Source organism: Catenulispora subtropica, assembly GCF_039531675.1.
GTDB classification, from domain to species: Bacteria; Actinomycetota; Actinomycetes; order Streptomycetales; family Catenulisporaceae; genus Catenulispora; species Catenulispora subtropica.
On sequence record NZ_BAAAQM010000106.1, the window covers coordinates 1 to 13870 of the forward strand.

2 protein-coding genes are annotated in these 13870 nt (G+C 75.1%); both read left to right on the plus strand.

Features of this window, described 5'->3' with window-relative positions; all coding sequences use genetic code 11:
- Nucleotides 1-11997 (plus strand): type I polyketide synthase (locus ABD466_RS43785; RefSeq protein WP_344663242.1); only part of this gene is annotated, 11997 nt, incomplete at its 5' end.
- Between the two features lie 63 nt (nt 11998-12060).
- Nucleotides 12061-13870 (plus strand): type I polyketide synthase (locus ABD466_RS43790; RefSeq protein ID WP_344663243.1); only part of this gene is annotated, 1810 nt, incomplete at its 3' end.

Sequence of the window (13870 nt, forward strand, 5' to 3'; positions counted from 1 at the left end):
CCGGCCACCGCGGACTTCGCCGCCCACTCGCCCCGCGTCGAGCCCATCGAGCCCGCGCTCACCCGCGCACTGGCCGGCCTCCATCCGGCCGAGGGCCGCATCGCGTTCTACTCCACCGCGCACGGCCGCTGGATGTCCGGGCCCGAACTCGGCCCCGGCTACTGGTACGCCAACGTCCGCGAGCAGGTCCGCTTCGCCGACGCCGTCGCCGAACTGGCGCGGTCCGGCCACCGCACGTTCCTGGAAGTCTCCGCGCAGCCGACGCTGACCGGCGCGATCACCGAGACCGTCCAGGAAGCCGACCTGCCCGCGCCGGTGGTGTCCGGCACCGTCACCCGCGAGGACGCCGGGGCCGCCGGGCTGCTGGCGTCCTTCGCCGGCGTGCACGTCCAGGGCGTCGCCCTCGACTGGCCCGCGATCCTCGGCGGCCGCGGCACCCGCGTGGACCTGCCCACCTACGCCTTCCAGCACCGCCGGTTCTGGCTCAAGCCGCTGGAGGCCACCGTCGGCGGGAATCCGGCCGACGACGAACTCTGGTCCGCGGTCGAGGACGGCGACGTCGGCCGGCTCGCCGACGCCCTCGCCCTCGACGCCGAGCGGGCCGGCGACCTGCTCCCGGCCCTGGCCTCGTGGCGCCGCCGCGAACGCGCCGACTCGCGGTACCGCATCACCTGGTCGGCGGTCGCCGACCCGGGCTCGGCGGTGCTGTCCGGGACCTGGCTCGCCGTCCTGCCGCCCGGCGGCGACGCCGCCGCCGAGCCGTGGATCAGGGCCCTGACCGAGCGCGGCGCCCAGATCCTGGTGCTCGACACCGACGCCGCCGACCTGGACCGGGAACACCTGGCGGGCCGCCTCACCGAAGCCGTCGGGGAGACGGCCCTCTCCGGGATCGTGTCCTTCCCGGCCGGTCTGGACGCGACGCTGACCCTGGTCCAGGCGCTCGGCGACGCGACCGTCTCCGCACCGCTGTGGGTGGTCACCCGGGGCGCCGTCTCCGCCGTCGCCGGCGACCCCGTCGCCGACCCGTTCCAGGCGCGGATCTGGGGCCTGGGCCGCGTCGTCGGCCTGGAGCACCCCGAACGCTGGGGCGGCCTCGTCGACCTGCCCGCCGCCTGGGACGACCGCGCCGCCTCCGGCTTCTGCGCCGTCCTGGCCGGACTCGGCGAGGACCAGGTCGCGGTCCGCGAATCCGGCCTGCTCGCCCGCCGCCTGGCCCGCGCCCCGCAGACCGCCGCGAAGCGGACCTGGACCCCGCACGGCACCGTCCTCGTCACCGGCGGCACCGGCGCGCTGGGCCGTCACGTCGGCCGCTGGCTCGCCGACCGCGGCGCCGAGCGGATCGTCCTGGCCAGCCGCTCCGGCCCGGCCGCCTTCGACGTCGCCGCCCTGGCCGCCGGCCTCGCCGCCGCCGGCGCCCGCGTCGACATCGTGTCCTGCGACGTGACGCAGGAGCCCGCGACGAGCGCCCTGCTCGCTCGCGCCGCCGCCTCCGGGCCGCCGCTCACCGCCGTCTTCCACCTGGCCGGCGTCAGCCAGACCACCCAGGTCGCCGACACCACGCTCGCCGATCTGGCCGCCGTCACCGACGCCAAGACCGGCGGCGCGCGCCTGCTCGACACGCTCACCGCCGACCTCGCGCTCGACGCCTTCGTGCTCTTCTCCTCCGCCGCCGCCACCTGGGGCGGCGCCCAGCAGCCCGGCTTCGCCGCCGCCAACGCCCACCTCGACGCGCTGGCCGAGGCCCGCCGCGCGGCCGGCCGCACCGCGACCGCGATCGCCTGGGGCCCGTGGGCCGGCGACGGCATCGCGGACGGCGACGCCGGCGAACAGATGCGACGCCGGGGCCTGACCCCGCTGGACCCGGCGCGCGCCGTGGCCGCCCTGGGCCGTGCGCTGGACGCCGACGACCTCCAGGTCACGATCGCCGACGTGGACTGGCAGAAGTTCGCGCCGACCTTCACCCTGCGCCGCCCGAGCCCGCTCATCGAGGCGCTGCCCGAGGTGCGGCAGGCGCTCGCCGCGGTGGCCGCGCAGAGCTCGGCGGAGAACGACGGCGCGCTCGCCGAACAAGTCAAGGCCCTGACGCGCAGCGAACAGGACCGGCTGCTCACGGACCTGGTCCGGGCCGAGGCCGCGGCCGTCCTGAAGTACCCCTCGGCCGCCGCCGTCGAGCCCCACCGCGCCTTCAGCGAACTCGGCTTCGACTCCCTGACCTCGGTCGAGCTGCGCAACCGCCTCGGCACGGCCACCGGTCTGCGGCTGCCCGCGACCCTGCTGTTCGACTACCCGACCGCCGCCGTCCTGGCCGAGTACCTGCGCACCGGCCTGCTGGGCATCGGCGCGGACGACGAGGCTCTGCGGCCCAAGGCCACCGCGGTGTTCGACCGGACCGGTGCCGACGACCCGATCGCCATCATCGGCCTCGGCTGCCGCTTCCCCGGCGGCATCACGACCCCCGAGGACCTGTGGGAGCTCCTGGCCACCGGCGGCGACGCCATCGGCGCGTTCCCGACCAACCGCGGCTGGGACATCGACAGCATCTACGACCCGGACCCGGGCCACACCGGCACCTCCTACGTCCGGCACGGCGGCTTCCTGCATGAGGCCACTGATTTCGACGCCGGGTTCTTCGGCATCAGCCCACGTGAGGCGCTGGCCATGGACCCGCAGCAGCGCCTGCTGCTGGAGGTCTCGTGGGAGGCCTTGGAACGCGCGGGGATCGACCCGCACTCGCTGCGCGGCACCGCGACCGGCGTCTTCGCCGGGGCCAGCTTCGCGGGCTACGGTCTGGCGCCCTCGGACGACTCCGAGAACCTCGAAGCGCACCTGCTGACCGGCACCACCACGAGTGTCATCTCCGGCCGCGTCTCCTACACCCTCGGTCTGGAGGGCCCGGCCGTCACCGTCGACACCGCCTGCTCCTCGACGCTCGTCGCCCTGCACCTGGCCTGCCAGGCGCTGCGCACCGGCGAGTGCTCGCTGGCCCTGGCCGGCGGCGCGTTCGTCTCGGCCAGCCCCGAGCTGTTCGTGTGGACCAGCCGCCAGCGCGGTCTGGCGCAGGACGGACGCTGCAAGTCCTACGCCGGCGCCGCCGACGGGATGGGCATCTCCGAAGGCGCGGGCATGATCCTGGTCGAGCGCCTTTCGGACGCCCGCGCCAACGGCCACCCGGTGCTGGCGGTGGTGCGCGGCAGCGCGGTGAACCAGGACGGCGCCAGCAACGGCCTGACCGCGCCGAACGGGCCCTCCCAGCAGCGCGTCATCCGCGCCGCCCTGGCGAACGCCCGGATCACCACCGACGACGTCGACGTCGTCGAGGGCCACGGCTCCGGCACCACGCTCGGCGACCCGATCGAGGCGCAGGCGGTGATCGCCACCTACGGCCAGGGCCGTCCCGAAGGCCTGCCGATGTATCTGGGCTCGGTGAAGTCCAACATCGGCCACGCGCAGGCGGCGGCCGGTTCGGCGGGCGTCATCAAGATGGTCATGGCGCTGCGCAACGAACTGCTGCCGCAGACCCTGCACATCGACGAGCCGTCCCCGCACATCGACTGGTCGGCCGGCGACGTCCAGCTGCTCACCGAGGCGGTCCCGTGGCCGTCGGGCGGCGAGCGGACCCGGCGCGCGGGCGTCTCGTCCTTCGGCGTCAGCGGCACCAACGCGCACATCATTCTGGAAGAAGCACCGCTCTACATATCAGAGACCGAAGATGAGGCCGAGACTCCTGGCGGCGACGGCGACGGCGACGGCGAGGCGGCGGTTCTCGCACCGTGGTGCGGGGTCACCGCCTGGCCGGTTTCAGGGCGCAGCACCGAGGGCCTGACCGGCCAGGCCGGGCGGCTGCGCGAGTTCGTGCTCGGGCACCCGGAGCTCGAACCGGCGGACGTCGCCTGGTCGCTGGCGACCTCCCGCTCGACGTTCGAGCACCGCGCGGTGGTGATCGGCGGCGACCGCGGCGCGCTGGCCGCCGGTCTCGCGGCCGTCGCCACCGGCCAGGCCGCCCCGGGCGTGGTCACTGGCTCCGCCGGCTCGGCCGGCGGCCGCACGGCCTTCGTCTTCCCCGGCCAGGGGAGCCAGTGGGCCGGGATGGGCCGCGAGCTGCTGGCCGACTCGCCGGTGTTCGCCGCGCGCCTGGCCGAATGCGCCGAAGCCTTGTCCCCGCTGGTCGGCTGGTCGCTGCCGGACGTCATCGAGAACGCCGAGGCGCTCGACACCGCCGACGTCGCCCAGCCGGTCATGTGGGCCGTCATGGTCTCGCTCGCCGCGATGTGGCAGGCCGCCGGGGTGAATCCGGAAGCTGTCATCGGCCACTCCCAGGGTGAGATCGCCGCCGCCACCGTCGCCGGGATCCTCTCCCTCGAAGACGGCGCCCGCGTCGTGGTCACCCGCGCCAAGGCGCTCGCGGACCTCAACGCCTCCGGCGGCCTGATGGCGGTCGTCATGCCGGAACCGGCGGTCCTGGCCGTCATCGAGGAGACCGGCTTCGCCGACCGCATCACCGTCGCCGCCGTGAACTCCCCGGCCGCGACCGTCGTCTCCGGCGTCCCGGCCGATCTCGACGCCTTCGAGGCCAAGCTGTCCAAACGCCGCATCCTGCGCTGGCGGGTCCCGGCCACCGCCGACTTCGTCGCCCACTCGCCGCGCGTCGAGCCGATCGAGGCGACGCTGCGCGCGGCGCTGTCCGGCATCCGCCCGGCCGACGGAACGATCTCCTTCTACTCCACGGCCCACAACCGGTGGATGTCCGGCGCCGAGCTCGACGCCGGGTACTGGTACACCAACGTCCGCGAACAGGTCCGCTTCGCCGACGCCGTGGTCGATCTGGCGCAGAACGGTTTCCGCACCTTCGTCGAGGTCTCCGCGCAGCCGACGCTGACCGGCGCCGTCACCGAATGCGCGGACGAGGCCGGCGTCACCGGCACGGTCGTGACCGGCACCGTCACCCGCGACGACGCCGGCGCCGCCGGACTGCTCGCCTCGCTGGCGCGCGCCCACGTCGAGGGCGTCCCGGTCGACTGGCGCGCGGTGTTCGGCGGCGGCGACCGCGTCCCGCTGCCCACCTACGCCTTCCAGCGCCGCCGCTACTGGATGCAGGGCTCGACGGCGCAGGCCGCCGCGGACCCGGCCGCGGACGCCGCCGAGGCCCGGTTCTGGGCCGCGGTCGAGGACGGCGACCTGCGCGAGCTGGCCGCCGAGCTGGCCATCGACGGCAGCCGTCCGCTCAACGACCTGCTGCCCGCGCTGGCCTCGTGGCGCCGCCGCGAGCGCGCCGACTCCGTGGTCGCCGACTGGCGGTACCGCGTCTCCTGGGTGCAGCTGCCCGAGCCGGTCTCGGCGGCGCTGACCGGCGGCTGGCTGCTGGCCGTCCCCGAGGGCCGCGGCGAGGACCCGTGGGTGGCCGGGCTCATCAGGGCCCTGAAGGAGCACGGCGGCCACGTCGTCCCGGTCCCGGTCGCGGTCCGCGACCCGGCCCTGGATCGGCGGGCGCTGGCCGCGGCGCTGACCGCGGCGGTCGCGGGACTCGGGGACACGAAGCTCTCCGGCGTGCTGTCGGTGCTCTCGCTGGACGAGACGCCGTTCCCGGACGAGCCGGCCGTCCCCTCCGGCGTCGCCGGGACGCTGCTCCTGCTGCAGGCCCTCGGCGACGCCGGGATCGGGGCGCCGCTGCGGATCCTCACCACCGGCGCCGTCGCCACCGGCCTCGGCGAGGTCGTCACCAGCGCGGTGCTGTCCGAGATCTGGGGTCTGGGCCGCGTGATCGCGCTGGAGCACCCGGACCGGTGGGGCGGCCTGATCGACCTGCCCGCGTCCTGGGACGACCGGATCGCGCACCGCTTCTGCGGGCTGCTGACCGACGTCGTCGAGGACCAGATCGCGGTGCGGGGCAGCGGCATCCTGGGCCGCCGCCTGGTGCGCGCGCCGCAGGCCCGGGAGGCCCGGCCGTGGAGCCCGGGCGGGACCGTGCTCATCACCGGCGGCACCGGGGCGATCGGCGGCCACGTCGGCCGCTGGCTGACCGGCCGCGGCGCCGAGCGGATCGTGCTGACCAGCCGGTCCGGCGCCGACGCGGCCGGGGTGCCGGAGCTGGCCGCGGCGCTGGCCGGGGCGGGCACCGACGTGGTGGTCGCCAGCTGCGACACGTCGCAGCGTTCGCACATCGCCGGCGTGCTGGACCTGATCGCCGCCGGCGGCCCGCCGCTGTCCAGCGTGATCCACAGCGCCGGCGTCCTGGACGACGGCGTGCTGGACCGGCAGAACGTGCCGCGCCTGGCCACCACGCTCGGCGCCAAGGCGGCCGGCGCGGCCTGGCTGGACGAGCTGACCCGGGACGCCGACCTGGACGCGTTCGTGGTGTTCTCCTCGGCGGCGGCCACGTTCGGCGGCGGCGGCCAGGGGAACTACGCCGCGGCCAACGCCTACCTGGACGGCCTGGTCGAGAAGCGCCGTGCCGCCGGGCTGCCCGGCCTGTCGGTGGCGTGGGGCCCGTGGGCCGGCGGCGGCGTGTCGCAGGCCACTGACGCGGCCCGGGCCCGCCTGCGCCGCAACAAGTGGGAGGTCCTGATGGAGCCCGGGCTCGCGGTGCGGGCGCTGGGCCAGGCGCTGGACAACCCCGACGACGTCACGGTGACCGTGATCGACATCGACTGGGCGCAGCTGTGCACCGCCCCCGCCGCCGCCGAACTGCGCCGGCACCCGATGGTCCGGGACCTCCCGGACGTCGTGCGGAACCTGGCCGGCGGCACGGGAGCCTCCAGGAACACAGACAGCCGCGGCGGCGCGGCCGAGGGCGAACTCGCCCGCCGGCTCTCCGGCCTGCTTCCCGCCGAGCAGGAACGGATGCTGACGGACCTGGTCCGGGCCGAGGCCGCCGCGGTGCTGAACTACCCCTCGGCCGAGGCGGTGGAGCCGGACCGGCCGTTCAGCGAACTCGGCTTCGACTCCCTGACCTCGGTCGAGCTCCGCAACCAGGTCAGCGTCGCGACCGGGCTGCGGCTGCCGGCCACCCTGCTGTTCGACTACCCGACGCCGACCGTGCTGGCCGCGTATCTGCGCACCGAGATGCTCGGCGCGCTGACCGGCGACGGTCCGGGCACCGACGCCCCGGGCGTGCCGGCCGCCTCCGGTCCGGCCCTCGACCCGGCCGAACCCCTCGCCATCGTCGGCATGGGCTGCCGCTTCCCCGGCGGCGTGCGCAGCCCCGAGGACCTGTGGCGGCTGCTGGAGACCGGCGCCGAGGGCATCTCCCCGCTGCCGGCCGACCGCGGCTGGGACGTCGAAGCCCTCTACGACCCGGACCCGGACCACGCCGGCACGTCCTACGTCCGCGAGGGCGGCTACGTGCAGCGCGCCACCGAGTTCGACCCGGCGTTCTTCGCGATCAGCCCGCGCGAGGCGCTGGCGATGGACCCGCAGCAGCGCCTGCTGCTGGAGACGTCGTGGGAGGCGCTGGAGCGCGCCGGCATCGACCCGCACTCGCTGCGCGGCTCCCGCACCGGCGTGTTCGTCGGCGGCTACGGATCCGGCTACGAGGCCCTGGGCATGGCGGCGGTGCGCGACGGCGCCGAGGGCGTCGAGGGCCACCTGGTCACCGGCAACGCGACCAGCATCCTGTCCGGCCGGGTCTCGTACACGCTCGGTCTGGAAGGCCCGGCCGTCACCGTCGACACCGCCTGTTCGTCGTCGCTGGTGGCCATGCACCTGGCCGGTCAGGCGCTGCGTTCCGGCGAATGCGGGCTGGCGCTGGTCAGCGGCGTGACCATCATGGCGACGCCACGCGAGCTGATCGGCTTCTCCCGCCAGCGCGGCCTGGCCGCCGACGGCCGCTCGAAGGCGTTCTCCGCCGCGGCCGACGGCATGGGCATGGGCGAAGGCGTCGGCACGCTGATCGTGGAACGGCTCTCCGACGCGCGGCGCAACGGCCACCCGGTGCTCGCGGTGGTGCGCGGCAGCGCGGTGAACCAGGACGGCGCGAGCAACGGCCTCACCGCGCCGAACGGCCCCTCGCAGCAGCGCGTCATCCGCGCCGCGCTGGCCAACGCCCAGCTGGCGCCGACGGACGTCGACGCGGTCGAGGCGCACGGCACCGGCACGCCGCTCGGCGACCCGATCGAGGCCCAGGCGCTGATGGCCACCTACGGTCAGGGCCGCGCCGAGGACAAGCCGCTGTGGCTGGGCTCGGTGAAGTCCAACATCGGCCACGCGCAGGCCGCGGCCGGCGTCGCCGGAATCATGAAGGTGGTCCTGGCGATGCGGCACGAGGTGCTGCCCCAGACGCTGCACGTCGAGGAGCCCTCCCCGCACATCGACTGGACCGAGGGCGACGTGCGGCTGCTGGCCGCGCCGGTGCCGTGGCCGGCCGGGGGGAAGGTGCGGCGCGCGGGTGTCTCAGGGTTCGGGATCAGCGGGACCAACGCGCATGTGATCGTGGAGGAGGCGCCGGAGCTCGAGCCCGTCGTCGAAGCGCAGGACGAAGAAAAGACGCCGGTGCTGGCGGGCTCTGATGTCTCGGCATGGGTCCTGTCCGGCCGCGGGTCCGAGGGGCTGGCGGGTCAGGCGGGCCGGCTGCGTGAGTTCGTGCTGGCGGAGCCGGTCGAGGTCGAGGACGTCGCCTACTCGCTGGCGAGTTCGCGCGCGCGGTTCGACAACCGGGCGGTCGTCGTCGGCCGCACGCGTGAGGAGCTGACCGCGGGCCTGGCGGCCGTCGCGACCAAGCAGTCCGGCCCCGTGGTGGGGGTGGCCAAGACCGGCGCGCGCGTCGGGTTCTTGTTCGCCGGTCAGGGCGCGCAGCGGGCCGGGATGGGCCGCGGCCTGTACTCGGCTTCGCCGGTCTTCGCAGAGTCCTTTGACCGGGTGGCGGCGATCCTCGAAGCGGAGCTCGGTCTGCCGGTCGCCGACGTCGTCCTCGGTCGTGCCAAGGACGTCGACGCCGACCAGACGGTCTTCGCCCAGACCGGGCTGTTCGCCGTCCAGGTCGCCTTGGTCGAGATGCTGACCGCCGCCGGGGTCCGCCCCGATGCCGTCGCCGGCCACTCCGTCGGTGAGATCGCGGCGGCCTGGGCCGCCGGTGTCCTCACGCTCGAAGACGCCTGCCGTCTGGTCGCCAACCGCGCGCGCCTCATGCAGTCGCTCCCCGAGGGCGGCGCGATGTGCGCGATCGCCGCGACCGAGGAAGAGGTCCTCGAAACGCTCACCGAGCACGTCGGCATCGGGGCGGTCAACGGCCCGACGGCGACGGTCGTCTCCGGCGACGCGGCCGAGGTCGAAGCCGTCGCCGAGATCTGGCGCGGACGGGAGCGCCGCGTGCGGCCGCTGCGGGTCAGCCACGCCTTCCACTCCCACCACATGGACCCGATCCTCGAAGAGCTCGGCGGCGTCGCCGGCACCCTGATCCACTCCGAGGCGAGGGTCACGTGGGCTCGGGCCGCGGTCGGGGAGGTCGGTGCCTCCTACTGGACCGAGCAGGCCCGCCAGCCGGTCCGCTTCGCCGATGCCGTCAACGCGCTCGCGGAGCGCGGAGTGACGGTCTTCGTCGAGATCGGCCCGGACGGCACGCTGTCCGCGATCGGCTCCGCCGCCGTCCCGGGCGACGCCGGCGCGACCTTCATCCCGCTTCTGCGCTCGAAGTCCCCGGCGCCGGTCACGGTCGCGACCGCGCTGGCCCGGGCCCACGTGCTGGGCATCGACGTCGACTGGCCCGCCGTCCTCGGCACCGCCGACAAGATCGACCTGCCGACCTACGCCTTCCAGCACCAGAGCTTCTGGCCCCAGGTCGCGCAGGTCTACGGCGGCAAGCCCGCCGAGGCCACCGGCGCCGAAGCCGAGTTCTGGTCGGCGGTCGAGGGCGGCGACGTGACGCAGCTCGCCGACACCCTCGCCGTCGACGGCGACCGGCTCGCCGATCTGCTCCCGGCGCTGGCCTCGTGGCGGCGCCGCGAACGGGAGGACTCCGCCGTCGCCGACTGGCGCTACCGCGTCACCTGGGCGCCGATCCCGGAGCCGAGCGCCGCGGTGGTCGAAGGCACCTGGCTGGTGATCGCACCGGCCGGAGCATCGGACTCCGAGCTGACCGCCGGTGTGGCGCAAGCCCTGGCCCACCGGGGCGCCGGCGTCCGAACGCTCGCCTTCGGCGCGGCCGATCTCGATCGCGCCGCGCTGACCGCGCGGCTCACCGAAACCGCCGCCGGCCTTGTGGACACATCTGACACCTCTGCCGGAGCTGCCGGAGCTGCCGACAGCGCCGCCGGCCCGCTCACCGGGGTGATCTCCCTCCTCGCCCTCGACGAGACCCCGCTGCCCGACCTGGTCGGCGTCCCCTTCGGCGTCGGCGCGACCCTGGTTCTGGCCCAGGCGCTCGGCGACGCCGGGATCGCGGCCCCGTTGTGGGCCGTGACCCGCGGCGCGGTGACCACCGGCCGGGGCGAGAGCGTGACCCACCCCGTCCAGGGTCAGATCTGGGGCCTGGGCCGCGTCATCGGCCTGGAGCACCCCGAGCGCTGGGGCGGCCTCGTCGACCTTCCGCAGGAGTGGGACGACCAGATCGCCGCGAAGCTGTGCGCGGTACTGGCGACCCCGACCGCCGACACCGGCGAGGACCAGATCGCCGTCCGGGCCGCCGGCCTCCACGGACGCCGGCTCGCCCACGCGCCGCAGGCGCGCACCGGCCGCGAGTGGACCCCGCGTGGCAGCGTCCTGATCACCGGCGGCACCGGCGCGATCGGCGGCCACGCCGGCCGCTGGGTCGCCGAGCGCGGCGCCGAGAAGGTCGTGCTGTGCAGCCGGTCCGGGCCCTCCGCCGGCACCGTCGCGGCCCTCGCGGCCGACCTCGCCGCGGCCGGTGCCGCCGTCGACGTCGTGGCCTGCGACACCGGCAGCCGCGACGCCGTCCAGGGCCTGCTGACCCGCATCGCCGCCACCGGCCCGGCGCTGAGCGCCGTCCTGCACACCGCGGGCGTCGGCCAGGCCACCTACATCACCGACACCACGCTGGCCGAACAGGCGGCGGTGTGCGGGGCCAAGACGGCCGGCGCCGCCTGGCTGGACGAACTCACCCGCGACGCCGGCCTGGACGCGTTCATCGTCTTCTCCTCGATCGCCGCCGTCTGGGGCAGCGCGATGCAGCCCGGCTACGCGGCGGGCAACGCGTATCTGGACGCGATGATGGAGAACCGCCGCGCCCAGGGGCTGCCCGCGCTGTCGGTGTCCTGGGGCCCGTGGGGCGGCGGCGGCATGACCGCGGTCGAGGACGCCGAGCGCATGGTCAAGCGCGGCCTGAAGCTGCTCGACCCGCGGCTGGCCATGCAGGCCCTGGCACAGGCGGTGGACGCCGGCGAGGACCTGCTGACGGTCGTGGACGTGGACTGGGCCACCTTCGCCCCGCTGTTCACGCTGCGCCGGCCGAGCCCGTTGATCGAGGCGCTGCCGGAGGTGGCGGCGGCGCTCGCGGCGGCCGGCGACGACTCCGCGGGCGAGGGGGCCGGCGGCGAGCTGGCCGCGCAGCTGGCCGGACTGTCCGCCGCCGACCAGGACCGGGTGCTGATCGACCTGGTCCGGGCCGAGGCGGCGCGGGCCCTGGGCTACCCGTCGGCCGACGCGGTCGAGCCGGACCGGGCGTTCTCCGACCTCGGCTTCGACTCGCTGACCGGCGTGGAGCTGCGCAACCGGCTCACCGCCGCCACCGGCAGGCCGATCTCGGCGACCGTGGTCTTCGACTACCCGACGCCGATCGCGCTGGCCGGGCACCTGCGGCAGGCGATCGCCCCGGCCGAGCCCGAGCAGCTCCCGCTGCTGGCCGAGCTGGACCGGATCGAGTCGCTGCTGAGCACCGCCGCCGTCGCCGAGGGCGACTCCGGCAAGGTCACAGCGCGGCTCGAGGCCGTCATGACGAAGTGGAAGGAAATCCGAGGCCTGACGGAGGGGACCGCCGTCATGGACAAGCTCGAGTCGTCCAGCGACGACGAGATCTTCGACTTCCTCGGCAAGGAGTTCGGGATCCGCTGATGCCGATGCCCGAGCAGGTCCCGACGGGCGGCCGACGATTTTCTGGCGATGAGGTGACGGTAAGTGAGTGAGGACGACAAGCTCCGGTATTTCCTCAAGCAGGTCACTGCGAACCTGCACGAGACCCGTCGGCGCCTGCACGACCTGGAGGCGGCGGCCGAGGAACCGCTGGCGATCGTGGGCCTGGGCTGCCGCTTCCCCGGCGGGGTGCGGAGCCCGGAGGACCTGTGGGAGCTGGCGGTGTCCGGCGCCGAGGCGGCCGGGGAGCTGCCGCGCGACCGCGGCTGGGAGGGCGCCTCGCCGGTGCGCGGCGGCGGCTTCGTCTACGACGCCACCGAGTTCGACCCCGGGTTCTTCGGCATCAGCCCGCGGGAGGGGGCCGCCATGGACCCGCAGCAGCGGCTGCTGCTGCAGACCGCGTGGGAGGCGCTGGAGCGGGCCGGCATCGACCCGCTGGCGTTGAAGGGTTCCAAGACCGGCGTCTTCGCCGGCGCCAGCTTCGCCGGCTACGGCTGGTTCTCCGCCGAGCGCGGCGGCCTGGACGGCCACCTGATGACCGGCAACGCGACCAGCATCCTGTCCGGCCGCGTCTCCTACACCCTCGGCCTGGAGGGCCCGGCGGTCACCGTCGACACGGCCTGTTCCTCGGCGCTGGTCGCCCTGCACCTCGCCTGCCGTTCCCTGCGCGCCGAGGAGTGCTCGCTGGCCCTGGTCGGCGGCGCCTTCGTGGCCGCCACCCCGGTCCTGTTCACCGACTTCAGCCAGCACCTCGGGCTGTCCAACGACGGCAAGTGCAAGGCCTTCGCCGACACCGCCGACGGCATGGGCGTCGCCGAGGGCGCCGGCGTCCTGGTCATCGAGCGGCTGTCGGACGCCCGCCGCAACGGGCACACCGTGCTGGCCGTGGTGCGCGGCAGCGCGGTGAACCAGGACGGCGCCTCCAACGGCCTCACCGCGCCGAACGGACCCTCGCAGCAGCGCGTCATCCGCGCCGCCCTGGCCAGCGCGCACCTGTCGACGGCGGACGTCGACATCGTCGAAGCCCACGGCACCGGCACCCCGCTCGGCGACCCGATCGAGGCCCAGGCGCTGCTGGCGACCTACGGCCAGGACCGGCCCGAGGACCGGCCGCTGTGGCTGGGCTCCATCAAGTCCAACATCGGGCACGCGCAGCAGGCCGCCGGCATCGCCGGCATGATGAAGATGGTCATGGCGCTGCACCACCGCACCCTGCCCCGGACCCTGCACGCCGACGACCCGTCGCACGAGATCGACTGGACCGCCGGCCAGGTGCGCCTGATCGGCGAGTCGCAGGAGTGGCCGGACCACGGACGGCCGCGGCGCGGCGGCGTGTCCGGGTTCGGGATGAGCGGGACGAACGTGCACGTGATCGTCGAGGAGGCGCCGGAGCTCTCGGAGGCCGAGACAGAGGTCGAAGACTCTCCCGAGAACGCTTCGGAGGAGACCGCCGAGCAGATCGTCGAAAGCCCGGCGCCCGCCGTTCTCTCCGGCACCGACACGACTGCCTGGCTGGTCTCCGGCCGCACGGGCGAAGCCCTCGCGGCGCAAGCGGGCCGACTGCGCGAGCACGTCCTGGCCCGGCCCGAGCTGACGCCGACGGATGTCGCCTGGTCCCTGGCGACGACGCGCGCGACCTTCGAGAACCGCGCGGTCGTCATCGGTCCCGACTTCGCGGCCGGTCTCGCGGCGGTCGCCACCGGCCAGGGTGCGATCACCGGTTCCGCGTCTTCCTCGGTCGGCCGCACGGTCTTCGTCTTCCCGGGCCAGGGCAGCCAGTGGGCCGGCATGGGCCGCGACCTGATCGCCACGTCCCCGGTCTTCGCGGCCCGCATGGCCGAGTGCGCCGAGGCGT